26 protein-coding genes and 1 tRNA gene are annotated in these 24,865 nt (G+C 47.8%); 20 read left to right on the forward strand and 7 right to left on the reverse strand.

The annotated features are described in order from the left end of the window. The first annotated feature begins 35 nt into the window (after window positions 1-35). From mnmE to BBD42_RS09070, 8 genes are all read left to right on the forward strand, one after another. Complete coding sequence (gene mnmE / locus BBD42_RS09035) at window positions 36-1,415, forward strand: tRNA uridine-5-carboxymethylaminomethyl(34) synthesis GTPase MnmE (RefSeq protein ID WP_099517863.1); 1,380 nt, start codon at window positions 36-38, stop codon at window positions 1,413-1,415. A 64-nt stretch (window positions 1,416-1,479) separates the two neighbouring features. Further along, on the forward strand, window positions 1,480-3,366 hold the full coding sequence (gene mnmG, locus BBD42_RS09040) for a tRNA uridine-5-carboxymethylaminomethyl(34) synthesis enzyme MnmG (protein WP_099517864.1): 1,887 nt from the start codon (window positions 1,480-1,482) through the stop codon (window positions 3,364-3,366). An 11-nt stretch (window positions 3,367-3,377) separates the two neighbouring features. Beyond that, window positions 3,378-4,103, forward strand: coding sequence for a 16S rRNA (guanine(527)-N(7))-methyltransferase RsmG (gene rsmG / locus BBD42_RS09045; RefSeq protein WP_099517865.1), 726 nt, complete (start codon window positions 3,378-3,380; stop codon window positions 4,101-4,103). 682 nt (window positions 4,104-4,785) lie between these two features. Next, window positions 4,786-5,607 (forward strand): nucleoid occlusion protein, encoded by an 822-nt coding sequence (gene noc, locus BBD42_RS09050; RefSeq protein ID WP_099517866.1) that lies wholly within the window; start codon window positions 4,786-4,788, stop codon window positions 5,605-5,607. 217 nt (window positions 5,608-5,824) lie between these two features. Next, window positions 5,825-6,598, forward strand: a complete 774-nt coding sequence (locus BBD42_RS09055) for a ParA family protein (RefSeq protein WP_056036038.1) — start codon at window positions 5,825-5,827, stop codon at window positions 6,596-6,598. Continuing rightward, window positions 6,579-7,445 carry a ParB/RepB/Spo0J family partition protein gene (locus BBD42_RS09060; protein ID WP_056036041.1) on the forward strand — a complete coding sequence of 289 codons (867 nt, stop codon included), beginning with the start codon at window positions 6,579-6,581 and terminating at the stop codon, window positions 7,443-7,445. The genes BBD42_RS09055 and BBD42_RS09060 overlap by 20 nt, the downstream gene beginning before the upstream one ends. Before the next feature lie 108 nt (window positions 7,446-7,553). Then, complete coding sequence (locus BBD42_RS09065) at window positions 7,554-8,726, forward strand: aminotransferase class V-fold PLP-dependent enzyme (protein WP_099517867.1); 1,173 nt, start codon at window positions 7,554-7,556, stop codon at window positions 8,724-8,726. Between the two features lie 27 nt (window positions 8,727-8,753). Continuing rightward, window positions 8,754-9,236, forward strand: a complete 483-nt coding sequence (locus BBD42_RS09070) for a DUF4446 family protein (protein WP_099517868.1) — start codon at window positions 8,754-8,756, stop codon at window positions 9,234-9,236. 29 nt (window positions 9,237-9,265) lie between these two features. Here the strand turns inward: BBD42_RS09070 and yyaC are convergent, their stop codons facing one another. Further along, the gene (gene yyaC, locus BBD42_RS09075) at window positions 9,266-9,868 is read right to left on the reverse strand and encodes a spore protease YyaC (protein ID WP_099517869.1); all 603 of its coding nucleotides are present in this window, start codon (window positions 9,866-9,868) and stop codon (window positions 9,266-9,268) included. A 116-nt stretch (window positions 9,869-9,984) separates the two neighbouring features. Here yyaC and BBD42_RS09080 point away from each other — a divergent pair, with 116 nt between their 5' ends. The 5 genes from BBD42_RS09080 (at window position 9,985) to BBD42_RS09100 (ending at window position 13,620) form a co-directional block, all read left to right on the forward strand. Then, on the forward strand, window positions 9,985-10,224 hold the full coding sequence (locus tag BBD42_RS09080) for a putative Se/S carrier protein (protein ID WP_056036053.1): 240 nt from the start codon (window positions 9,985-9,987) through the stop codon (window positions 10,222-10,224). A 13-nt stretch (window positions 10,225-10,237) separates the two neighbouring features. Beyond that, the gene (locus tag BBD42_RS09085) at window positions 10,238-11,113 is read left to right on the forward strand and encodes a mechanosensitive ion channel family protein (RefSeq protein ID WP_237163424.1); all 876 of its coding nucleotides are present in this window, start codon (window positions 10,238-10,240) and stop codon (window positions 11,111-11,113) included. Continuing rightward, a complete protein-coding gene (locus BBD42_RS09090; RefSeq protein WP_099517870.1) occupies window positions 11,103-11,345 on the forward strand; it encodes a DUF951 domain-containing protein in 243 nt (80 codons plus the stop codon). Before BBD42_RS09085 ends, BBD42_RS09090 begins: the two co-directional genes overlap by 11 nt. Before the next feature lie 213 nt (window positions 11,346-11,558). Then, entirely contained in the window at window positions 11,559-13,478 is a 1,920-nt protein-coding gene (asnB, locus tag BBD42_RS09095) for an asparagine synthase (glutamine-hydrolyzing) (protein ID WP_099517871.1), read from the forward strand. Window positions 13,479-13,529: 51 nt separating this feature from the next. Then, window positions 13,530-13,620: transfer RNA gene (locus tag BBD42_RS09100), tRNA-Ser, on the forward strand. Between the two features lie 123 nt (window positions 13,621-13,743). On the opposite strand, the gene cntE is transcribed toward BBD42_RS09100, so the two are convergent. Next, a complete protein-coding gene (gene cntE / locus BBD42_RS09105; RefSeq protein WP_099517872.1) occupies window positions 13,744-14,943 on the reverse strand; it encodes a staphylopine family metallophore export MFS transporter CntE in 1,200 nt (399 codons plus the stop codon). A 511-nt stretch (window positions 14,944-15,454) separates the two neighbouring features. Beyond that, complete coding sequence (locus BBD42_RS09110; protein WP_056036068.1) at window positions 15,455-15,637, reverse strand: YjzC family protein; 183 nt, start codon at window positions 15,635-15,637, stop codon at window positions 15,455-15,457. 260 nt (window positions 15,638-15,897) lie between these two features. On the opposite strand from BBD42_RS09110, the gene rpsF reads away from it, so the two are divergent. Genes rpsF through rpsR form a run of 3 tightly spaced genes read left to right on the forward strand, consistent with a single transcriptional unit; the run spans window position 15,898 to window position 17,075 of the window. Next, window positions 15,898-16,182, forward strand: a complete 285-nt coding sequence (gene rpsF / locus BBD42_RS09115) for a 30S ribosomal protein S6 (RefSeq protein ID WP_099517873.1) — start codon at window positions 15,898-15,900, stop codon at window positions 16,180-16,182. A 38-nt stretch (window positions 16,183-16,220) separates the two neighbouring features. After that, window positions 16,221-16,772 (forward strand): single-stranded DNA-binding protein, encoded by a 552-nt coding sequence (gene ssb / locus BBD42_RS09120; protein ID WP_099517874.1) that lies wholly within the window; start codon window positions 16,221-16,223, stop codon window positions 16,770-16,772. An 18-nt stretch (window positions 16,773-16,790) separates the two neighbouring features. Continuing rightward, on the forward strand, window positions 16,791-17,075 hold the full coding sequence (gene rpsR, locus BBD42_RS09125) for a 30S ribosomal protein S18 (RefSeq protein WP_099517875.1): 285 nt from the start codon (window positions 16,791-16,793) through the stop codon (window positions 17,073-17,075). A gap of 240 nt (window positions 17,076-17,315) precedes the next feature. On the opposite strand, the gene BBD42_RS09130 is transcribed toward rpsR, so the two are convergent. Further along, entirely contained in the window at window positions 17,316-18,503 is a 1,188-nt protein-coding gene (locus BBD42_RS09130) for an MFS transporter (RefSeq protein ID WP_099521533.1), read from the reverse strand. Window positions 18,504-18,570: 67 nt separating this feature from the next. Continuing rightward, entirely contained in the window at window positions 18,571-18,849 is a 279-nt protein-coding gene (locus BBD42_RS09135; RefSeq protein ID WP_099517876.1) for an ArsR/SmtB family transcription factor, read from the reverse strand. Between the two features lie 178 nt (window positions 18,850-19,027). Between BBD42_RS09135 and BBD42_RS09140 the strand changes: the two genes are divergently transcribed. Continuing rightward, window positions 19,028-20,392, forward strand: coding sequence for an MATE family efflux transporter (locus BBD42_RS09140; RefSeq protein WP_237163425.1), 1,365 nt, complete (start codon window positions 19,028-19,030; stop codon window positions 20,390-20,392). 13 nt (window positions 20,393-20,405) lie between these two features. After that, on the forward strand, window positions 20,406-20,711 hold the full coding sequence (locus BBD42_RS09145; protein WP_269467262.1) for a metal-sensing transcriptional repressor: 306 nt from the start codon (window positions 20,406-20,408) through the stop codon (window positions 20,709-20,711). A gap of 88 nt (window positions 20,712-20,799) precedes the next feature. Here the strand turns inward: BBD42_RS09145 and modB are convergent, their stop codons facing one another. Further along, complete coding sequence (modB, locus tag BBD42_RS09150) at window positions 20,800-21,474, reverse strand: molybdate ABC transporter permease subunit (RefSeq protein ID WP_099517878.1); 675 nt, start codon at window positions 21,472-21,474, stop codon at window positions 20,800-20,802. Beyond that, complete coding sequence (gene modA / locus BBD42_RS09155) at window positions 21,471-22,349, reverse strand: molybdate ABC transporter substrate-binding protein (protein WP_099517879.1); 879 nt, start codon at window positions 22,347-22,349, stop codon at window positions 21,471-21,473. Before modA ends, modB begins: the two co-directional genes overlap by 4 nt. A 183-nt stretch (window positions 22,350-22,532) precedes the next feature. Here modA and BBD42_RS09160 point away from each other — a divergent pair, with 183 nt between their 5' ends. Together BBD42_RS09160 and BBD42_RS09165 are read left to right on the forward strand one after the other, a co-directional pair. Beyond that, a complete protein-coding gene (locus tag BBD42_RS09160; protein ID WP_099517880.1) occupies window positions 22,533-23,525 on the forward strand; it encodes a substrate-binding domain-containing protein in 993 nt (330 codons plus the stop codon). A gap of 31 nt (window positions 23,526-23,556) precedes the next feature. After that, window positions 23,557-24,723, forward strand: a complete 1,167-nt coding sequence (locus tag BBD42_RS09165; RefSeq protein WP_099517881.1) for an AI-2E family transporter — start codon at window positions 23,557-23,559, stop codon at window positions 24,721-24,723. Window positions 24,724-24,865 lie beyond the last annotated feature (142 nt).

Raw genomic sequence — 24,865 nt, forward strand, 5'->3', positions numbered from 1 at the left:
ATTGCTGTTTTTCCATTTGAGAGGTGCTGAACACAATGATACAAGATACGATAGCCGCGATTTCAACCGCTGTTGGAGAGGGCGGTATTGCCATTATCCGCATTAGCGGTCCTAATGCGATAGCGGGGACAGCTGCGCTATTTCAGAGCCGAACGGATCTGCGTGAAGCAGACAGCCATACGGTACATTATGGGCATATTGTTCACCCGGCTACCGGCGAGCAGATTGAAGAGGTGCTGGTGACGCTTATGCGTGGGCCGCGTTCTTTTACAGCCGAGGATGTTGTGGAAATTAATGCTCATGGCGGCGTAGTGGCGGTTAAGAAGGTGCTTGACGTCGTGCTGATGCAGGAAGATATGCGATTAGCTGAGCCCGGCGAGTTTACGAAGCGGGCCTTTCTGAACGGGCGCATCGATTTAATGCAGGCGGAAGCGGTCATCGATCTTATTCGTTCAAAGTCGGATCGCGCTTTCTCCATTGCGCGCAAACAGGCAGAAGGCTTGTTGTCCAAGCGGATTAAAGCACTCCGGCAGACGGTCATTGAGCTGCTGGCGCATATTGAAGTAAATATCGATTACCCGGAGCATGATGTCGAGGAAATGACGACTGCTTATATTCGTGATCAAAGCCAAATTGCGCTGGATGAAATCGCTAAGCTTTTAAAAACAGCAAATGAAGGCAAAATACTAAGAGAAGGTATTATGACGGCAATCGTCGGCAGGCCTAACGTGGGCAAGTCATCATTGCTTAATATGCTGGCGCAGGAAAATAAAGCGATTGTGACCGATATTCCCGGCACAACGCGTGATGTTATAGAGGAATATGTCACGCTTAATCATATCCCGCTGCGGCTGCTGGATACAGCAGGCATTCGCGAGACAAGCGATCTCGTCGAGCAGCTCGGGGTAGAGCGGTCGCATACGGCGCTTGCGGAAGCCGATCTTATTTTATTCGTGCTGAATTACAATGAGCCGCTGCATGCCGATGACCGTGAGCTGCTGGACCGTATGGCGGGACGCCAAGTGGTATTGGTTATTAATAAAACCGACCTGCCCGGCAAGCTCGACATGGAAGAAATCGAGCAGCGTTTTAGCCCGGAGGCTATTGTCCGCATGTCGGTCCTGCAGGAAGCGGGACTGGATCATTTGGAGAAGGCGATTAGCGGGATGTTTTTTGAAGGCAAGCTGGATTCAGGCGATTTGACCTACGTCAGCAATGTGCGGCATATTGCTTTATTGAAACGGGCGCAGCAGTCGCTGCTTGATGGCATTGAGGCATCAGAAGCAGGCATTCCGATTGATGTGATGCAAATTGACGTGCGCTCTGCTTGGGAGTCGCTCGGTGAAATTCTTGGGGATGCCGTCGGAGATTCATTGATTGATCAAATCTTTTCACAATTTTGTTTGGGCAAATAATAAGCGATCAATAGCCTCCGGACGAACATCCATCAGGCTAGCAGCGCTTTGGGAGGTACTTGGAATGGGATACGAAGCAGGGCAATATGACGTTATTGTCATCGGTGCGGGGCATGCGGGCAGCGAAGCTGCGCTTGCGGCAGCGCGTATGGGCTGTGAGACGCTATTGCTGACGATAAATTTGGATATGGTAGCCTTCATGCCGTGTAATCCGTCGATTGGCGGACCGGCGAAAGGGCATGTTGTACGTGAGCTGGACGCTTTAGGCGGCGAAATGGGCCGTAATATTGATAAAACCTTCATACAGATGCGGATGCTGAATACAGGCAAAGGGCCTGCGGTTCACGCGCTTCGCGCACAAGCTGACAAGTTCGCCTATCAGCATGAAATGAAGAAGACGATTGAGGAGACGCCTAAGCTGACGCTGCGCCAAGGAATGGCGGAGGAGCTGATGGTGGAGGAAGGCAAGATAGTGGGGCTTGTGACCAAAACAGGCGCAATCTATCGCTCGAAGACGATTGTCCTGACAACAGGCACCTATTTGCGCGGCAAAATCATTATGGGCGAGCTGATGTATGAGAGCGGCCCGAATAATCAGCAGCCGTCGCTGAAGCTGTCTGCAAGCTTGAAGGAGCATGGCTTCGAGCTGGTACGTTTCAAAACCGGTACGCCGCCACGCGTACACAAGGATACGATTGATTTTTCAAAAACAGAAATTCAACCGGGCGATGAGCAGCCGAAATTTTTCTCGCATGAGACGATTTCCTCCAATAATGAGCAGCTTCCTTGCTGGTTGACCTACACGTCCGAGCAAACGCACAAAATCATTAACGATAATTTGCATCGCGCGCCAATGTTCTCGGGAGCAATTGAAGGCACAGGCCCAAGATATTGCCCATCGATCGAGGATAAAATTGTCCGTTTTGCCGATAAGCCAAAACATCAAATCTTTTTGGAGCCGGAAGGTCTGCATACGTCGGAGTATTATGTACAAGGGCTTTCCACAAGCATGCCGGAGGATGTCCAATTGGGCATTTTACGATCAATCCCAGGATTGGAAAAAGTTGAAATGATGCGCAATGGCTATGCGATTGAATATGACGCGGTCGTTCCAACACAGCTTTGGCCTTCATTGGAGACAAAGGTTGTCGACGGGTTATTCACAGCTGGACAAATCAATGGAACTTCCGGTTATGAGGAAGCCGCTGGTCAAGGTGTTATTGCCGGTATTAACGCTGCCCGTAAAGTGCAGGGGAAAGAGCCGGTCATTATTGCACGTTCCCAAGGCTATATTGGCGTAATGATCGATGACCTTGTAACGAAGGGGACGAATGATCCTTATCGCTTGCTGACTTCCCGTGCGGAATATCGTTTGCTGCTTCGCCATGATAATGCTGACCTGAGACTGACGCCAATTGGCTATGAGATTGGTTTGATTTCGGAAGAGCGTTATGAAAGCTTTTTGAATAAAAAAGCATTGGTTGAGCAGGAAATTGAAAGATTGCGTATAACAAAAGTGAAACCAGAAGAAGCGCAGCCCGTATTAAAAGCTGCGGAATCAGCTGAAATTCCGTTTACAGTAGATGCGTTATCATTGCTGCGCCGTCCGGAAATTACGTATGCGATGCTGGAAAGCATCACACCTTCAGAGCTTGCTTTGACAGAGGAGATGAAGGAGCAGGTCGAAATTCAAATTAAATATGCTGGATATATCGAGAAGCAGCTGCTGCAGGTTGAACGATTGAGCAAAATGGAGAAGAAGCGTATACCGGATGATATCGATTATTTCGACGTGCAAGGACTTGCTTCGGAAGCGAAGCAAAAGCTGTCGGACATCAGACCGTTGTCTATCGGTCAGGCTTCCAGGGTAGCTGGCGTAACACCAGCCGATATTTCCATACTGCTCGTTTATTTGGAGCATTATAACCGCGTTGTAGCGGCGAGAGGATAGAAGAACAAACGATGGAACAGACGATAGAGTGGTTTCCAAAGCTGATGCAGGAGCGGGGGATAGCCTTATCCCAGCATCAGCTCGATCAGTTCGATACGTATTATCGTTTATTGGTCGAATGGAATGAACGTATGAATTTGACCGGTATTACAGAGCGTGAGGCCGTATATGAAAAGCATTTTTATGATTCGGTTTCCCTTTCTTTTTTTATCGATATGGAGGCAGTCAGCAAAATAGCTGATATAGGATCCGGAGCAGGCTTTCCGAGCATTCCGCTTAAAATTTGCTTCCCGCATTTGAAAATTGTAATTGTTGATTCCTTGAATAAACGTATCCAGTTTCTTAATGCTTTAGCAGAGCAGCTAGGTATTGCAGACGATGTCAGCTGTGTTCATGGCCGTGCCGAAGATATCGGCAGACTGCAAGGCCATCGCGATGCATATGACTTGGTAACAGCAAGAGCGGTTGCCAGGCTGAATGTATTGAATGAGTTTTGCTTGCCATTTGTACGCAAGGGCGGTCTGTTCGCAGCGATGAAGGGTTCGCAAAGTGAGGAAGAGGTTCGGGAAGCGGGGACCAGCTTGAAGGAGCTGAAAGCTGCTGTTCGTTCCGAGCACAGCTTCACTTTACCATTTGAACAATCCGAAAGGCATATTGTGCTGATTGAGAAACGTGAAGCCACTCCGCGCAAATACCCCCGTAAGGCGGGAACACCGCTAAAACAACCTATTGTATAAAGAAGATTTAAATGATCCATTTTATAGATTTTAAGATTGAGGCAGATAAATGGAAATGGTAAGTTTAGGATGTTTCACGTGAAACATTGCTTACTATTTCCAAATTTCTGCTTGTATTTTTATTTGGCATTCAAGGCTGTCAAGCAGGAAATACTTAGGCGCAAGTAGAAATAATAGAGAGAACAAATTAGCAGGATGCGCTGTGTTTTTGCAGTGCAGCACACATTTTTTGAAATAGGAGCTGGCATAAGATTTTGCTTTATGCTGCTTATATTTTCTGGAATGAAACGCGCCGTGCCGCCAAAGGTTGAAGACAGCCGTTTCACCTTATTCGTTAGCATAGATAAGCAAGGTACATAACATCTGCTGTTGTTTCAAGGCGCAAATCTTAAATCGTTAGTGGGGCAGATGGATCAATTTCCTTTAAAGGATAAAAATTTATAAGACTCCCCCTATAATCGGCGTATATTTCACCCTCAAAACGGCAGCTTTTCCGTCAGAGGACGAAGACAGCCGTTTACGCTTGAAATATAGGAAAGTATATCATTTGTAGCCGTCTGTAAGTTTTCCGATTGTCTCGATTGAAGTGGAACAGAACACAAGCAAGACTGTTATTTGGCAGCACATCTTTGAAGCTGGCTCTGCTGATGGGGCCGTTTCTTGATCGGGTGGTAGTGGATAAATGAAAGAACAACTTTCTCGTTTGTTTGGTTTGCATGACCAACGCAGCAACAATAGTGAAGAGGTTAAACAAATTCCGGTTAATGAAATCGACACGAGTCCATTTCAACCGAGGTCGATATTTGATGATGAACGAATTGATGAGTTATGCCAGACGATTAAGACGCATGGCATTATTCAGCCTATCGTCGTGCGGATGCGGAACAACCGCTATGAAATTATTGCGGGAGAACGCCGCTGGCGTGCTGTGACGAAGCTTGGTTATGATACGATACCAGGCATTATTCGTGAGTTTAATGACTCGCAAACGGCATCTATCGCATTAATCGAAAATTTGCAGCGGGAAAATTTAACGGCTATTGAAGAGGCTGTTGCTTATCAGAAGCTGATTGAGCTGCATCAATTGACGCAGGAAAGCTTGGCGCAGCGATTGGGCAAGAGCCAATCAACGATTGCCAACAAACTAAGATTGCTGGCACTTAATGAGGTAGTTAAAAGCGCGTTAATGGAACGCAAAATTACCGAGCGTCATGCACGGGCATTGCTGGCTCTGCCTACTGAAGAGCTTCAGCTTCAAGTGCTGGAAGAGATTATTTCCAAAGAGCTCAATGTAAAGCAAACGGAAATTCGGATTGCTTTCCTGAATGAAACGGTTAAAGCAAAAAAAGCGAAGCGGGTATCTTTTACGAAAGATGTTCGGCTTGCTCTTAATACGATTAGACAGTCTATCGAGATGGTGTCAGGCTCAGGCTTGCAAATTAAGACAAATGAGAAGGATCACGAGGACCATTATGAAATTGTGATTCACATTCCTAAACGTTAAGCGTATGATTCGTTAAAGGGGCTCGCAAATCCTCATTTGCATGTAGATACTATTAAATGCGATAATAGATTTAACTGCTGCCGTCCTCGCTGCTTGCTGAGGGCGGCGAATCCATTTATGCTAATATTACTACTAGGCGATGTCCCGCTACTGGACGGTTACCGCTTGTATTGCTTCTTTGTTAATAGCTTTTACACAGAGTATAGAGGTGAAAGACTTGTCTAAAATTATAGCAATAGCGAATCAGAAGGGTGGCGTCGGCAAGACGACGACATCAGTTAATTTGGGTGCTTGTCTGGCGACGCTTGGCAGACGGGTACTGCTTGTTGATATTGATCCGCAAGGCAATACGACTAGCGGAGTAGGTATTAATAAGGCAGATGTTGAAAGCTGTATTTATGATGTGCTTGTTAATGATATTGATCCACACGAAGCGTTGGCTGATACGAAAATTCCTGGCTTGAAAATTATCCCTGCTACCATTCAACTTGCTGGGGCGGAGATTGAATTAGTTCCAACCATTTCCAGGGAAGTTCGTTTAAAGAAAGCGCTGCATTTATTAAAGGATCAGTTTGATTACATTTTAATCGATTGCCCGCCATCATTGGGATTATTAACGATTAACTCCTTGACTGCTGCGGATTCGGTCATCATTCCGATTCAATGTGAATATTATGCCCTGGAGGGCTTGAGCCAATTGCTGAATACGGTAAGATTGGTGCAAAAGCATTTAAACACGACGCTGCAAATTGAAGGCGTATTACTTACGATGCTTGATGCCAGAACGAATCTGGGCATTCAAGTTATTGAAGAAGTGAAGAAATATTTTCAACAGAAAGTATACCAGACGATTATTCCACGTAATGTGCGTTTAAGTGAAGCGCCTTCTCATGGACAAGCGATCATTACGTATGATCCCAAATCGAAGGGTGCAGAAGTATATCTTGAACTGGCGAAGGAAGTGATTACGTATGAGCAAGCGGCTAGGTAGAGGTCTGGATGCGCTTATTCCATCGCTTTCGGTAAACGATGATGATAAAGTCATTGAAGTTGCAATTACACAATTGCGGCCGAACCCTTACCAACCACGAAAAACATTTGATGAGCAGTCGATAAAAGAATTGGCCGAATCGATTAAGCAGCACGGTGTCATTCAGCCTATTATTGTTCGTACTGTAATGAAGGGCTATGAGATTATTGCAGGTGAACGTCGCTTCAGAGCGTCGCAGCTTTGTGGCAATACGACCGTTCCGGCAGTTGTCAGATCTTTCTCGGATCAACAAGTTATGGAAATTGCGCTGATTGAAAATTTGCAGCGTGAAGACCTGAATGCGATAGAAGTGGCAATAGCTTACCAGAACCTCATGGACAAGTTCAAGTTAACACAAGAAGAGCTTTCTATGAAAGTAGGCAAGTCCAGATCGCATATTGCTAACTTTGTAAGATTGCTGGCATTGCCAGAGTCGATTAAAGATAATGTTTCACGTGGAACAATTTCCATGGGACATGCTCGCGCTCTTGCAGGCATTAAAGATTTAAAGGTGCAGTTGGAATTGGCTGAACTCATTATTAATCAAGGCTGGAGCGTACGTGAGCTTGAAGAAGCGATTCAAAAGCTTGAGTCACTTAAGGATGAGGACAGCAATGATGGCAAACAGGCGAAAAGCAAAGCGAAGAAGCGTGATCCTTATATTGAAAGTTTAGAGGAATCGCTCAGAGAACGATTCAAAACAACGGTGAAAATTAAGCAGCAAAAGGATAAAGGTAAAATTGAGCTTCAATATTATAATAAACAGGACTTGGAACGGCTTCTGGAGATGCTTCAATACATGGCGTAGTCTTGATAAGATAGCATACCCGAGGTGTAATCTTTGATCCTGAAGATTAAACTAAGGTATGCTATTGTTATGAGAAGACACGTAAGTGATGGTGGGAGTGGATGAATGATGAAGGCTAATGGTGAGGAAATCATTTATTTAGATCATGCTGCAACATCATGGCCGAAGCCTGACTCGGTTATTGAAGCGGTGCAGCATGCTATGATGCATGACGCGGCTAACCCGGGGAGAGGCAGTCATCGCATGGCTGTGCGTGCTAGTCGTGTATTGTTTGATACACGAAAGCAGCTGGCTAAGTTGTTTAAGGTGAGAAACCCTAATGATATTGCCTTTGCAGGGAATACAACAGGCGCTTTGAATATGGCGATAAAAGGGTATATAAAAGAAGGCGATCATGTAGTTGCTACTGGGATTGAGCATAATTCCGTAAGACGGCCGTTAGAATTTCTGAAGCAGTCGCTCGGAATAAAGGTTACCTATATTGAGGCAGATGAACAGGGGAACATAACGGTAGATCAAGTGAGAGATGCGCTTATGCCGCAGACGACGCTGGTTATCGTAAGTCATAGTTCAAACCTGCTCGGAACCATTGTTCCTTTAGCTGAAATTGGCGAGCTAACCCGCCAAAGAGGTGTAAAGCTGCTAGTGGATGCGGCTCAAAGTGCGGGGATTTTGGAAATTGATGTTGAAGCAATGGGAATTGATATGCTGGCTTTCCCAGGACATAAAGGGCTGCTCGGTCCACAGGGCACAGGGGGCTTGTATATCCATCCGGAGCTAGACCTTGTCCCAATGCTGCATGGAGGCACTGGAAGCCAATCTGAGGCAGCTGAGCAGCCTCATGTGCGTCCAGATCGTTATGAAGCAGGAACTCAAAATACACCCGGCCTGGCAGGTTTGAAGGCAGGCGTAGAATATGTTCTGAATGAGACGGTTCATAAAATCCATACTAAGGAATGGACACTTACTCAGCAGATGATGGAGGGGTTATCCGAAGTAGAAGGAATCAGGCTGCTTGGACCGAAGCTTGGGGAGCAGCGGACGGGCATGGTTTCTTTTGTGGCGGATGGCGTTGATCCTTCGGAGATGTCTTTTATTTTGGACCAGCATTATCAAATCGCTGTGCGTGCGGGCTTTCATTGCACACCGCTTGCTCATGCCAGTGCGGGTACGATGGCTACAGGAGCGATTAGAGCGAGTGTGGGTTATTTTACAACGGAAGCGGAAGTGCGTGCGCTCGTTGATGCGGTGCGTGAAATACGTGCGCAATATAAAATTTGATTTTCTTCTGGGGGCGGAAAGGTTTACATGAATGATTGGATGAACAACCCTTTATACGGTTTGTTGGCATTGCTGGTAGTGCTGCTTTTTATTATTTTAATTTGGGTTATAAGTCTAGGAAGAAGGCTTAAAAAATTACGCAAGCAGTACGTAGAGGTTATGGGTGATACGGGTATTACGAACATTGAAGAAGTCGTTATTGGGTTGAAGCAGGAAATAGCCGAGCATGCCAGGTATTCGAGAGTAGTAGAAGCGAAGCTGGAACAACTGGAACGGCGCCAGCTTGAGGAGAAGGGACGCTTGGGTGTTATTCGCTATAATGCATTCTCGGAGCAAGGAAGCGACCTTAGCTTCTCCATCGCGATTGTAAATGCGGCGCAAGACGGAGTCGTCGTATCAAGCATTCATAGCAGGGATAGTGCATATGTGTATGCCAAGCCATTAGAGGCTGGACAATCAACGTATCCGTTAACACCGGAAGAGCTGCAAGCAATTGCGAAAGCGAAATAAAAACGGCGGGCCAAAGGCTGGAGACTGGATCATTCGGCTGATGCAGCTTGCTCCCTAGCCTGCAGCATAACTCGATTGCTGCCCATTATAGCGGAGAAAAGACTAAAAGCAATAAGGTCGGCCATCTTGATGACAAGATGCAGACGAGTATTTTGCAGCACGAAATATTCCATAAAACCGCCCACATTCACAATGCCGGTAATGTGCATATCACCTACAGGCGGGAGCTCCTTATTAACACCGGCGCCTGGGCGTACCGGACCCGTCCCGATATGAACAGAGCCGATGCTGGAAACTTGTCCTAAACAAGCATCAATGCCTATGATGAATGGATTGTGATGGTTGTGATGGATAAGTGCCAGTGTATCGGTCAGGTTCATCGCGTGAACCGGCTCTTCCAGCGTGCCGTATAAAGTAAAGTAAGGGCTGTTGTATTTTGCGAGAGAGGTTCCGATAATGGGGCCAAGCGAATCGCCCGTAGAACGGTCAGTGCCCACGCATACAATGATGAGCGGCCTGGTGCCTGAAAGCTCGTTGAGCATAAGGGAGAGGCGGTTTACGATTAACGTCATAGCGTTGGTATCAGTATGCGGAACTTTCAACGGCACTTCTTTCAAAAAAGAAAGTTTCATAGAATCCCTCCGTTATAGCTAATATGTTATCTAGTATATGGATAGGACAACCATTTTATACGTCATAAACCCACTGATTACGTTGCGTAAAAAGAGGGAGAGGAGAAAAGTGGCTTATGTTGATTGCTTTTGATTCCACACAGCAGGCGTTGCGCGCTGAAATGCTGCTCGAATATGCAGAAATTGAAATAGATATTTGTCCGACCCCCAAAGAGATTACGGCGGGCTGCGCCTTGTCCATTCATTTTCCAGAGGATGATTTGGATACGGTACAGCAGGTTATTGTATCTGAGAAGGTTGAAATAAGAGGGATTTTTAAACCTATTCATTCGGGATATGAACAAGTGAATCTGTAGGAGGAAATAGCTCTTGAAAACACTAAACATGTACAAAAACTTCATGGAGTGGTTGACGGATGTAGAGACATGGCAGCGTTTTGGCGAATCTGCGATTCGAATAGCGCTCATTATTGTTATTACGCATTTGCTGATATGGATTGTCAATAAATCGATTGATCGTATATTATCAAATAAACAAACGAGCCGTTTGCCGATGCAGACTAGAAGGATGGTCACGGTAGGACGGCTGCTCAAAAATATCGTCATGTACGCCTGCTATCTAATTGGCGGCATGCTGTTGATGTCGGAGCTGGGCATTCAGCTGGGGCCGCTGCTCGCAGGTGCCGGAATCGTCGGTTTGGCTATTGGGTTTGGCGCGCAAAGCCTGGTGAAGGACATTATTACGGGGTTCTTTATTATTTTGGAGGATCAGTTTGCTGTAGGGGATGTCATTCAGGCTGGACAGTTCAAAGGGACGGTCGAGGTTATTGGATTGCGGACAACTAGGCTGCTGAGCTGGACAGGGGAGATTTTCATCATTCCGAACGGCATGATTAATGAGGTGACGAACTTCTCCTTGCGAAATTCTGTAGCCGTCGTGGACGTTTCGATCGGTTATGAGGAAGATGTAGATCGGGCGACGAGCATTATTCAAGCAACGGTAGATAAGCTGGAAGATGAAAATCTTGCGAAGCCGCCGGAGGTGCTCGGCATTCAGCTAATGGGCGCAACGGAAGTTAAAATTCGTATTATAGCGGAATGCCTGCCTAATACGCAGCATGCGCTGGCCAGAAAAATTAATTTGCAGGTGAAGAAAGCGCTGGTTGAGAACGGTATGGATACGCCGTATCCACGCATGGTTACCTATCATCGCGATGAGAGGAGCGGAGAAAGAAATGGAGCGTAAGCAATTTGAGCTTGGCGATGTCGTCCAGATGAAAAAACAGCATCCCTGCGGTTCGAATGAAATGGAAGTGATTCGAATGGGCATGGATATTCGCATTAAATGCGTAGGCTGCAAGCACAGTGTATTAATACCGCGGGCTAAATTTGAGAAAAATATGAAAAAGGTGCTGCGTTCCACCGCTTCTGCTGATGGCGGGCAAGCGCCGGGCCAGACTGAGCCGGACCCCATTTAGATTGTTAATGGAATGAAGGATAAAGGGAATGAATGACCTCCAGCCTTATCGTTAAGGGCGATGGAGGTTTTTTTGTTGTTGTTTTTGCATTATCATTATTTACAGCTTGGAAACAAGGTGGACGTCTTTCGGATACTTTTGCTCCGTATAGTATGTTTTGACATTAGAAATACTATGTCTTAGCGATCAGGAGAGAGTGGAGGAAAGAAGCCGATGTGTGGAATTTCCGGAATCATCCGATATGGCCATGGAAGTGATCCAACGGATAGGGAGATCAGCAGTATGATGGAGCAGATGGGACATCGAGGTCCTAACCAATCCGGCATACAGCTTATGGATAGAGCGGCATTAGGCTTTAACAGGCTATCAATTGTAGATATTGAAGATGGCACCCAGCCGATGACCAATGAAAATGGACAGGTTTGGCTTATATTTAATGGAGAAATATACAATTATAAAGAGCTGAGGCTCATGCTGCAGAGCAAAGGCCATCAGTTTCGCAATCGAAGCGATTCAGAGATCATCGTGCATCTCTATGAAGAATATGGTATAGACTGCGTGCACCATCTGAGAGGCATGTTTAGTTTTGCCATTTGGGATCGGGCGGAGCAGCGGCTGTTTGCTGCGCGGGACCATTTTGGGATAAAGCCGTTTTATTATGCGCAGGAGGAGCACCAGTTTCTTTTTTCATCGGAATTAAAAGGGCTCCTGGCTGTAAGCGGGCAAGCGCCGCATGTGGATTATGCCAGTATGATGCATTATTTGACCTTTCAGTACGTCCCGCAGCCGCAGACGATGTTTGAAGGGATTCAGAAGCTGGAGCCGGGGCATTTTATACTTGTCGATCGGGAGGGCAGGGTAACCAAGCGGCGATATTGGGAGCCTGCTTTTGAACCGGAGCAGCGGCCGATCGGCACATTTATCGAGGAAATCAGAGCCGTGCTGCGTGATTCGGTGAAGCTGCATCGCCAAGGGGATGTGCCGCTCGGCAGTTTTTTATCAGGCGGAATTGACTCGTCGGCGATAGCAGCGTTATCGATGCAGGAGCAGTTAACGAAAACGTTCTCGGTAGGCTTTGCAGGAGAGCGTAATGAAAATGAGTACGCCCGGGCAGCCGCACAGGCGCTTGGCTCCATGCATTATGAGGAGGAAATCACGCCTGAGCAATTTTTTGCAAATACGCAGAAGGCTGTATGGCATATGGACGAGCCCGTTGCCGATCCGTCAGCCGTCGCGTTATACAGCCTATCTCAGCTGGCCGGAAATCAGGTAACGGTTGTGATGTCAGGGGAGGGGGCGGATGAGCTGTTCGGCGGTTATGGCATCTATGGCGAGCCGCGCTCGTTGCGCCCTGTATCGTGGCTGCCAAACGGCATGAAGTCTCGGCTGCATCGCATGGTGGAGCGGGTTCCGCTCGCTTTTCGCGGGAAAAACTATTTGCTGCGGGGGTTCTCGCCGATTGAACAGCGTTTTTATGGAAATGCTAAGCTGTTCAATGAAGCAGACAAACGGCAAATCGCGCTGCTTAGCCCCGAGCGTTTGGCGTCGATGCAGCCTTCGGCTTCGCTGACAAGCGACGTTTATTATAACAGCCGCCATCTGGATGATCTGACTCGTATGCAGCTGATTGATATGAACTTCTGGCTGCCGGGCGATATTTTGATGAAGGCGGATAAAATGAGCATGGCGCATTCGCTGGAGCTGCGCGTTCCTTTTCTCGATAAAGAGGTGTTTGAGGTGGCCCGCAAAATTCCAGCCGAGTACAAGCTGGCAAACGGCACGACCAAATACGTGCTGAGGGAAGCGATGCGAGGCATTCTTCCAGAGCCGTTATTGCAGCGGCCTAAGCTCGGATTTCCGATCCCGCTGCGCAAGTGGCTGCATGGCAAGATCGGGGATCAAATGCTCGAACAAATTAGCGTTGTGCCGCAATGGTTTGATGTCTCTGCTGCGCGTCTCATGCTGATGCAGCACCGGGAGGGCAAGGGCGATTACTCGCGGAAGCTGTGGGCACTTTATATTTTCGCGGTGTGGCATTCCACCTTTATTGGCGAATATCGCTATGGGCAAGCTCGCACGCAGCAAATGCAAACAGGGACGAACCGACTGCATGCAAACGGCATAAAAATATAAGAGGTTTTAGTTGCATCGGGGCGGCAAATATGATAAGATCTTCTTATATGCGGAGAGGTACCCAAGAGGCCCAAGGGGGCTGACTCGAAATCAGCTAGGCGTGTCAAAGCGTGCGTGGGTTCGAATCCCACCTTCTCCGCCATTCTCGCACATATGCGCTGTAACGGCGATTGCAATACTATAGAGTTGATATGAAAAGGCTGATTCCTCGTTGAAACGGGAGTCAGCCTTTTTTGTTGTGCTTGGCTTGAAGGAAGCCAGCTCCTTAAGGGGCTGGCTTTGCTTCCATCGTTCTTTTGGACAGAATAATTATAAGTGCCGCTGCTAAGGATAATAGCGTACAGCAAGTAAACATGGCAGGGTAGGAGCTGCTTTGCAGTAGAATGCCCATGGCGAATCCGCCAAGCGAAAAACCGAGATCGTAGGACGATAAAAAAATCGCCATCAGCACATAGCGGCTTTTCTCTGGCAAAATAAAGGAGAGATAGGTCGTCAGCGTCGGATAGAGCAGCGCCACGGCGAAGCCATTACATACGGCTGATACATATACAAAGGCGCCTACAATGTCCAGCATGGCTAGCAACTGGCTCCCAAGCGCAGCAGACAACAGCATCCCGGCCATGAGCCACGTATTCCAGCTGCCATTGGACGGGATTTTTTTGCGCAAAATAAAGCGGCAGGCGATAACGACCAGGCCCTGTATCGTTAAATATACGCCTGCATCCCCTGAGCCGGCGGCAAGCATAAATAGCGGAAGAAAGGTAGCAGTTGCTCCAAACACGCAGGAGGCCAGCAGCATAACGATGCTGCTAATGAGCATGGGCGGGCTTTGCCAAATCGTACCGAGTGACGCTGCCATATCGCGGAGCGTATAGGTTTTATCCTGCAAGGTCCGTTTCGGAAGTGCCGTGCGATAGAAAATGAGCAGAGGGCCGGCAGCCAGTACGATCATCAACAGGGCGAATAACAGCTCGCTGCTGCTTTGCCATATTTGTAAAGCGGCAATCGGGATTATGAGTGACGGGACCATCGTAAACAAGGTATACATGGATAGCCCCTGGGCCCGATCTTTATTTTCCAACGATTCCACGATTCCTACCTGCATCGTCATGGAAAAGAAAGCGGTTATAGCTCCCTGCAGAGCTCTAAGCCATAGGTATTGCTCCGTTCCGCTAACGGTATAAAGGAGAAGGAGTACAGCATGGGCGCAAAGCAGCCATTTCATAACGGAAAGCGGGCCAAAACGGCCAATTAGCTGTGCGGCAAAAGGTCTAAGGAGCATGCAGGTAAACATATAGGCCCCCATAATTAAACCAATCTCCGCCTGATTCATCCCCACCGCCTCGCTTCGGAGCGGCAAAATAATCGTTAAAGCGGAATTGGCGGCGAAAAAGAAAAAGGCCAAAACATACAAGCGAATAAAGGAAGCAGAGGACGGATGCTGCTTCGCCGTTACAGAATGCAAGATAATACCCACCTTTGTGCAAAGCAATTGCTGTCAATTGTAATTCAAACTCTAAATTCTAAACCTCAATTTCATACGGCATACTCTGAATACTTTACCATGGAACGAGCATTTTATAATGAAAAAAATAAGCATACGAAAAAGGAGCTCTTGCGAGCTCCTTCTCCGGACGGTGTTTGATCGATTGAGTACATTTTCACACTACTTTGCAACAGAAACATGGGAGCAATCACTATTCAATCAGTACCAACGTTTCCGCTGCTGCGTATTCGTTAACTGACCTGTCCATTCTTTTGGCAGGCGGCATAGGCCGCTTTACTTTTGGAGATGGGCAAGTGTGCGTGTGTTACGGACATTGTCTTTGGCACAACCCTCCGCTTCTAAAGCTCAGTGGACAAATTCCTCTTGTAGCAGCCCTTGCACTATGAAGTCCAACGGAACCACACCTCTCTTCACACCGTCAAAAATAGAATGCCCACGCTGGGCGAAAGCTATACATGCGTTTTGAAATTTAGTGGCCCATTCGCTTCCATTTGCGTTCATGGTTCGTGTTGTCCGGGAAGCGCTGGCCTTTGCTCAGTTTCACCTTCTGCGGATTTTGAATGCCTTGGTGAAAGGAATTGACGCCATCCTCGATGTACGTGCCATCATTCGGCGCCTTATCGCCAGCGGAAAACAACGTTCCTTCGCCCATCGTAAATTACCTCCTGTATATGATGTGAATTGCCACTTAAGCAGTTATGCCGTAATGGCATCAGGCCTGCAAGCAGGATGAGTTCAGCTGCCCGCTACCTTAATATGAGCCGGGGGACGGACGTTCATGAACACCAGATAACGGGAGGAAATAGAAGCTTGTTTTTGGGCTGAATATTTGGTATAGTTAGAGGATGCGAGTAAGAACCTCGCTCCTTGCTCCATTTATGGGGCCGTTAGTCCAAAAGGAGGTGAAACATAATGCGCAAATACGAAGTGATGTACATTGTTCGTCCTGATGTTGAGCAAGAAGCTCTTCAAGCTGTCGTTGAGAAATTTAATGGCATCATCTCCAATGGTGGAGAAGTTACGAAACAAGATGTTAGCGGTAAACGCCGTCTTGCGTATGAGATCAACAAGATTCGTGAGGGATACTACGTTCTGGTTCATTTCAACGGAACTACGGAAGTCGTTAACGAACTTGACCGTATCCTGAAGATTACGGATGAAATTATCCGCTTCTTGGTCGTCAGAGACGTAGCTTAGTTGAAGCCAAGGATTGATCGATTGGGAGGTCAGAGACGATGTTGAATCGTGTAATACTTATTGGTAGATTGACGAGAGACCCTGAATTGCGTTACACGCCTGCTGGCGTTGCAGTAGCGCAATTTACAATAGCAGTTGACCGTCCGTTTACGAGCGGTCAGGGCGAGCGTGAAGCGGATTTCATTCCGGTAGTCACGTGGCGCCAGCTAGCCGAGACATGCGCCAACTACTTGCGCAAAGGCCGCTTAACGGCGGTTGAAGGTCGTATTCAGGTTCGGAACTACGAGAACAACGAAGGCAAGCGCGTCTATGTGACGGAAGTAATCGCTGACAACGTCCGTTTCTTGGAATCCAACAAGGATGCGGGCGGAGCGCGTGAAGAGAGCGGTGCCATGGGCGGCGGAAGCGGTTCTTTCGGAGGCGGTTCTTCCTACGGTAACGGTGGAGGAGGCGGAGGCGGCTATAACAGCAACAACAACAGTAATAACAATAGCGGCCGCTCCAGTAACAACTCACGTAACGACAACCGTGATCCGTTCTCGGATGATGGTCGACCGATCGATATATCTGAGGATGATTTGCCATTTTAATTGAAAGGATGGATTCGAATGAGCTTTAAGCCAAGAGATGGCGGAGACGGAGAGCGTCCAGAACGCAAATTCGGCGGCCGCAAAGGCGGACGTAACAAACGCCGTAAAGTTTGCTTCTTCACCGTGAACAAAATCACTAAAGTTGATTATAAAGACACGGACCTGCTTAAAAAGTTTATCAGCGAGCGCGGCAAAATTTTGCCACGTCGTGTAACTGGAACAAGCGCGAAGTACCAACGCCTGCTGACTGTTGCGATCAAACGTTCGCGTCAAGTAGCATTGCTGCCGTACACAACTGAATAGATTTTTCTATTCGAAAGAAGTCTGCCTGAGATTCGTCTCGGCAGGCTTCTTTTTTATGCATATTTTCGATGACTAATTCGGGCAGGCTGAATAAAAGACAAAAAGAGACACACAGCAACGGGCTGTGTGTCTAAGCATTTATATTAATTAAAAGGGGGGTTGAGTACTAGTATAGAGGTTGTTTATTAAAGCAAGATGAAGAGAACTTTGCAAATACATTACTAATCATTGCAAGTCATTTCAAGCCTGTGGAGCGACGCTAGGAACGGTTGCTGGCTCGCGGTTGCTGGTCAGCTTGCGTGAAAGGACAATAAGAACTACCGCGAGCAAGACGCCGAATGCGCCAATCCACGTAATGCTAGGCAAGGAGACTTTGGCGACGATTAGTCCGCCTGCGCTTGCCCCAACTGCCATAGCGAGCTGCAGCACGGAAGTGTTCAGGCTCAGCATAATGCTTGATGCGCTTGGCGCAAGCGTCAGCAAATTGTATTGCTGTGTAGGCCCGGATGACCAAGCGGCAAATGACCACAGCATAAGCAGCGGGAAAACAATAGCCGAGGAGCTGGCACTGAAGGAAATGAGCAGCAGGGCAGCGGCATGAACGAGCATGCCACCCATTAACGTACGCTTCACGCCCCATCTGTCTGTGCTGTAGCCGCCTAGCTTGGAGCCGATCAGGCTGGCTACTCCAAATCCGAACAAGGCGATGCTTAGTGTATTTTCGCTCATAGCGGTCACTTGCAGGAGGTAGGGCGATATATACGTATAAGGAATCGAGTAGCCGACGATCCATAAAAAAGTGACGCCTAAAGCAGCAGCAATTTTTGGTGTTTTGAGCAAGGCTAGCTGCTCGCGCAGCGGTACAGAAGGCTCGCCATCGTATCGCGGAATGGCAAAGACAATCATAATGATGGCAAGCAGTCCGAGCACGCCAATGCCACCGAAAACGCTTTTCCAGTCATAAGATGCGGCTACCATACGTCCGATCGGAATGCCGATGATTAGCGCGGCAGTAAACCCGGTGACGACGGTGGCGATTGCGCTGGCCTGTTTGCCGGGCGCGGCCATTTTTGCAGCAAGCGTTAGCGAGGTTACGACGACGACGCCTGCTCCAAGCGCCATAATGATGCGGGCGGCGATGAACAAGCCGAAGCCTGGCAGAGCAATGGCAAGCAAGTTGCCAAGCACAAAGACAACCATTGCGTAAAGCAGCAGCTTGCGCCGTTCAATCCGTCCTGTCAGGGCCATCAGAATAGGTGTGCCAAGCGCATAAGTAAGCGAGAAAAAGGTAATGAGCTGGCCGGCGGCACTGACCGATACGCCAATATCCTCCGAAATTTTATCCAGTATCCCCGCAATGACATATTCCGACGTTCCAACCAAAAAACTAATTAAGGCAAGCAAATAAATTTTCAATGTGTTCGACAGCATGATGATAGTCCTCTCCACTTATATTTTCATATTTCTAAAAATATAGAAATATAAACTAAAAAAATTACACCAGCAAATAAGGAGCGTATTTCTGTATTACGTCCATATCCGGGCTGTAGTAAATAAACGTGCCTTCCTTGCGCATTTTTAACAGGCCGCATTCTGATAGCTGCTTCAAATGATGGGAAAGCGTAGAGCTTGCAACCATCTCTAATTGCTGTCCAAGCGTGCTGCAGCATTGATCAGGCTGCTTGGCAAGCAGTTGGGCGATTTTGAAGCGGGTCGGTTCTCCGAGCGCTTTATAAACTTTAACGGCTGCTTGAATGGCTTCCTGCTCCTCCATGCATAGTCCCTCCTTAATTACTATTTCTATATCTGTAGAAATAAGGCTAACATACTGGCCCCTGATTAGTAAAGCTTTAATTTCAGGCTATGCTGAGATGAGATTTTCTTTGCAATATCCCCCATGGGGGGATATGATGAGGAAACTAAGCTTAAACGATCAGGGGGGCTGGGATGCCATGCTGGAAGCTCAACAGGCCGGAATGACAACACGGCGGCAAAAAATAAAAATCATATTGGCGCTTGCTGTGCCGACAATGATTGAGAACTTTTTGCTCACGATAGTTGGATTTATCGATACATTATTTGTTTCTAGAATCGGTCTGAATGAAGTAGCTGCCGTTGGGGTGGGCAACACGGTTATAGCGGTCTATATTGCGTTATTTACGGCTTTAGGAATTGGCACCTCTTCACTAATAGCCAGAGCAGTAGGCGCCGGGGATTTCACTAAGGCTAAGGCCATTGCCAGGCAGTCGACATGGATATCGGCGTTTGCAGGCTTAGCATTAGGCATTGTAAGCTTATTTTTTGCGGAGCCCATTTTGCATTTAATGGGAGCAGCGCCAGATGTTTTGGCACAAGGCGTTATTTATTTTCAAATTGTTGCGGTGCCTTCCTTGTTTATATCGCTTATGGCGATCTTCGGCAGCATTTTGCGTTCTGCGGGCAATACAAGAGCGCCGATGATTGTTGGCATATGGGTCAATCTCATTCATATCGTGTTGGATTATGTACTCATATTCGGCATTGGCGGCTGGGAAGGCTGGGGAATTGCCGGAGCAGGCTGGGCGACGTCCATAGTCCGCGTCATTGGAACTGTGGTGTTGTACAAATACATACAGCAATCGAAGCTTTCTTTTTCCCTATTTAAAAAACAATCTTCTCAGAACTATACATATCCGCTATTAAATTTATCGTTGCCGGCTGCAGCAGAACGGCTGATTATGCGTGTCGGACAAATGTTTTATTTGGGCCTCGTCATTCGAATAAGCACCGAAGTATACGCTGCGCATTTAATAGCAGGCAATGTGATTGCGCTGTCTTATCTGCCTGGTTATGGCTTGGCAGTAGCAGCTACAACGCTGGTTGGCCAGCAGCTGGGGGCGGGGCGAACGCGGGATAGCTATGAATATGGGCTGCTGACGGCATGGATAGCCGTAGTGTTCATGACCATAATCGGCATCGTTTTCTGGCTTGGCTCAGGAATAGCGGCAAGCTGGTTTACGGAAGATATCGTCATCGTTGAAATGGTCCGTACTGCGCTCGGCATTGATGCATTTGCCCAGCCGTTTCTGGCGATGAGTCTAGTCCTTGCAGGCGCTCTTCAAGGGGCGGGTGACACGAAGAGTCCAATGTATAGTACAATCATTGGTATATGGGGAATACGAGTGCTGGGCATTTATGTGCTGTGCTTGCATTTTCAGATGGGCATCGCAGGCGTCTGGCTGGTCAGCGCGATTGATCAACTGGTGCGCTCCATTTATTTGATGCAGCGCTTTAAGTCTCGGATGAATGCGAAACAGACGATCGCTCAAGTCGAGTAGAGGAGGATGTGCCTTGGAGCAGGATCATACACAGACGCACACGCATACACATACGCATGAGCATAAGCATCGCAAACAAATTATTAATCGATTGGCCCGTATTGAGGGACATGTTCGATCCGTGAAGGAAATGACGGCTGACGGACGTGACTGCTCTGATATTTTGCTGCAGATTGCAGCGGTGCGCAAGGCGCTCGATAATGCGGCCAAGCTGCTGCTGAAGGATCATCTGGAAAGCTGTGTGGTGGATGCCATTCACCATGGGGAGAAGAAGACGCTGGAGGATTTGAATAAGGCGCTGGAGCATTTTATACGCTAGATAAAGCTTGCTACAAAAGGTAAAAACAAGCCGTGTTTCTCTGCTGCAGAGAAGCACGGCTTGTTCTATGCTTATTTTTTACATAAGGCTATTCGCTCTTCCTTCGGGTGAGTGCCAGCATAAGGAAGGAAATGAGAACGATGGCAATCGTCCATGCCCAAGCCATCGCCATGTTGCCTCCGTCTACAGCGACGTAGATCGCGGTTGGCACTGTCTGGGTAACACCCGGAATATTGCCAGCAATCATAAGTGTTGCACCGAACTCGCCGATCGCTCTGGCGAAGCCGAGTATATAAGCGCTGATGAGTGAAGGCCAAACAAGCGGCAGCGTAATGTAGCGAAAAATCTGCCATTCATTGCCGCCCATAGAGCGGCCTGCATCCTCTAGATTATGATCGACCCCGGAAAAGCCAACCTTCATCGTCTGGTAGACGAGGGGGAAGGCAACGACTATGGAGGCGATAACCGCCGCCCACCAGGTGAAAATGACTGGAGCATGAAACACCCACTCGATCAGCTTGCCCATCCAGCCTCTGCGGCCGAGCAGCACAAGCAGCAGAAAACCAACGACCGTCGGCGGCAGTACAAGCGGCAGCATAAATAGCGTCTCAAGCAGCAGCTTGCCTTTGAACTTTGCTTTTGACATCCATCTTGCAATAAGGACCCCTAGCAAAAGGGTTACGACACTCGATAGTAAGGCAACCTGTAGAGAAAGCCGGATCGGCGTCCAAAATGCGGGCCAATCTATGCCTGCCCCAATCATTTCGCCGCGGAGAACCCGTATTTAGTGAATACGTTCATGGCATCTTCTGTTTGCAGGTAAGCGTAAAAAGCTTCCGCTTCACTTTGATGCTTCGTTTCTTTCACAATACCGATTGGATATACAATTGGCGTATAAGTTGCTGGATCAACAGCAGCAGCGATTGTCACTTTATCGGAAGTCAACGCATCTGTACGATAGACGAAACCAGCGTCTACATTTCCTGTTTCTACATATTGCAGCACTTGGCGCACGTCTTTCGCTTGGACAAGCTTGGATTGCAGGCTGTCCCACAGCTTAGCGTTCGTCAAAGCTTCCATTGCATAGTTGCCGGCAGGCACGCTCTCTGGAATACCGATTGCGATTTTGCCAAGGGTATCTTGGCTGAGATCAGCAATAGCGGATACTTTCACTTTGCTGTCAGCTCCCGTTACAATAACGAGCTCGTTAGCCAGAAGTTTCATTTGCTGGTCTTCCGCAATAAATCCTCCTTCAACGAGCGCTTTCAGGTTTTTGGAAGAAGCAGAGAGGAACAGGTCAGCCGGGGCGCCTTGTTCTATTTGCTGCTGCAATGCGCCGGATGCGCCGAAGTTAAAGTTTAAGGTAATGGATGGATTCGCAGCTTCATAAGCTTGCTTGAGCTCTTGAAGGGCATCGGTCAAGCTGGCAGCAGCAGAGATCGTTAAATCTACTTTCTCGGCAGGTGCAGGAGCTTCGCTCGCCTGCGGAGATGCGGATTCTGCAACAGCAGCGCTAGGACTGCTTGCGCTTGTGTTTGAGGCAGCCGTTCCAGTATTGTTCGCCCCGCATGCCGCGCATACAAGCAGCACAGCCAACATGAAAAATAGTACAGCAGGTTTCTTGAAAGGTGTAAGCATAAACTCTCCTCCAAATATAGTTTATTATATCTATTTATAACTAAACATCATTATAGACTGGTGTCAATTCGACTGTAAAGTGAGATGGGAGGTTTGAAATAGATTATGCTACAATTAAAGGTATGAAAATAATAACCGAATTCAACCTGCGACCTGGGCTGGACGAGGCTAAGGAGATCCCATATGTCCGCTGACATCTCATATACTACTGAAGAAATTGCCAAGCTTCTGAAAATTTCCAAACTAACCGTATACGATTTGATTAAAAAAGGAGATCTGCCCTCCTACCGGGTAGGCAAGCAGATGCGGATTGACGCTTCCGATCTGGAAGCGTACAAGCTGCGGGCAAAAGGCCTCCAAGCCAGTGCGCCTGCCGGCAAGCCAATGGCTTCCCAGCAGCAAGGCGCTCCATACGCGAAAGCGCTGGATTTATCGGACCGAAACGCTGCCTTGTCAACGGCTGGCGGGGGACGCCCGATTGTCATTACCGGGCAAGATATGAGCCTGGATATTTTGGCCAAGCATATCGAGCGGGAGGGACCCGGCTTGCGCCCGCTGCGCTCCTATGTCGGCAGCATGGACAGCCTGATATCAATGTATAGGGGAGAATCTGACATCGTCAGCACGCATCTGCTGGATGGCGATACAGGGGAATATAACGTTCCCTATATTCGTAAACTATTGATTGGGGCACCTTATATCGTTGTTCATATGTTGGCGAGGAGCGCAGGCTTGTTCGTGCAGCAGGGCAATCCGCTTAAGCTGGCAAGCTGGGCCGATTTGGCGAAGCCAGGACTTCGCCTCATAAATCGGGAGCGCGGGGCCGGTGCTCGCGTGCTGCTGGATGAGCAGCTTCGATTGCATGGTATTCCGGCAGCTTCCATAATAGGCTATGACCAGGAGCAGACGAACCATCTTGGAGTAGCGGCTCAGGTTGCGTCAGGCGAGGCAGATGTGGGTATTGGAACGGAGAGGGCTGCAGCGATCGTCTCCCGCCTTACCTATATTCCACTCGTTCAGGAGCAATACGACCTGGTTATGCTGAAGAAGCCGGACAATCAACTCTTCATTGATGCGGTCATTCGCATTTTACGGTCGCAAAGCTTCAAGCAGGAGTTGGGAGCCATCGAAGGGTATGACTTGACGCGTACGGGAGAAATCGTTGCAGAAAGCTGAGAACATCATAAGCAGGAAGAAGGAACAGCGGATGGACCATTTTAAAACAGGAAAAGAACGGTTTGTACAGTTTATTTTAAATAATAAATTCGTCATATTTTTGCTCGTGCTGCTCCTGGTTAGTCTGAATATTTTTGTCATGAGCAAAATCTCCTACGTGTTTACGCCGCTCGCTGTATTGTTCAAGACGGTGCTGCTGCCGATTATTTTGGCGGGTGTAGCTTATTATTTGCTGAATCCGATTGTGGATTATTTGGAGACGAAGAAGGCTCCGCGTGTTTATTCCATCTTTGTGATTTTTGCGGTTATTTTAGGCCTGCTTACGATTTTGATGACGGTGGTCATTCCGCTTGTAACTACACAGATCGTCAGTCTGGTCGATAATTTGCCGGGCTATGGGGATCAGTTGCGAACGAAGTTTGATGAGCTGATGCACAGCGGCGACCTGCGGGATATTGAGCGGTGGCTCAATGTTAACCCGTCGGATTTAAGCGGCAATATTGCGAAGCGGGCGACTGAACTGCTGAATGGCGTATGGCAAAGTTTGGGCTCATTCGTAGGGGCGCTTAAAGATGTCGTGCTTGCGGTCATTACGCTGCCATTTATTTTGTTCTACTTATTAAAAGATGGCAAAAGGCTGCCGGATTATATTGCAGCTATTCTGCCAACGAACATGAGAGCGCACACGAAGCGCATTATGGGCGAAATGAACGGCCAAATCAGCAGTTACATAAGAGGTCAGATTATTGTAAGCTTCTGCATTGGGGTGCTGCTGTATATTGGTTATTTGATCATTGGGCTTGAATATTCGCTGGTGCTGGCGCTGATTGCCGCATGTACAGCCATCATTCCGTATCTGGGCCCAGCTATCGCGATTACGCCAGCGCTCATTGTTGCGATGGTAACCTCACCTGTCATGCTGCTGAAAATGCTTGTGATCTGGACGATTGTCCAGCTTATCGAAGGAAAGTTTATTTCTCCGCAAATTATGGGAAAAAGCATGCATATTCATCCCATTACGATTATTTTCGTCATTTTGACCGCTGGAAACTTGTTTGGATTGGCGGGCATTATTTTAGCCGTTCCAGGTTATGCGGTGCTGAAAGTGATTGCGACGAATTTCTTCCACTGGCTGCAGGCGCGTTCGCCGCTTTACGCAGCGGAGGAAGTGAATGCGGATAATGATTTTAAGCTATAATATAAGCATTATAAAACGAAGGGCTGCTTGCAAAAGCAGTCTTTTTATTAAAATATAAGGATGCATAATCTGGCTGCACAACATTTTCCTCTATTTCAAAGCGTAACGGCAGCGCCTTTAAGGGGCGGCAATGCCGTTTATG

The sequence above is a fragment of the Paenibacillus sp. BIHB 4019 genome (assembly GCF_002741035.1).
Lineage (GTDB): Bacteria > Bacillota > Bacilli > Paenibacillales > Paenibacillaceae > Pristimantibacillus.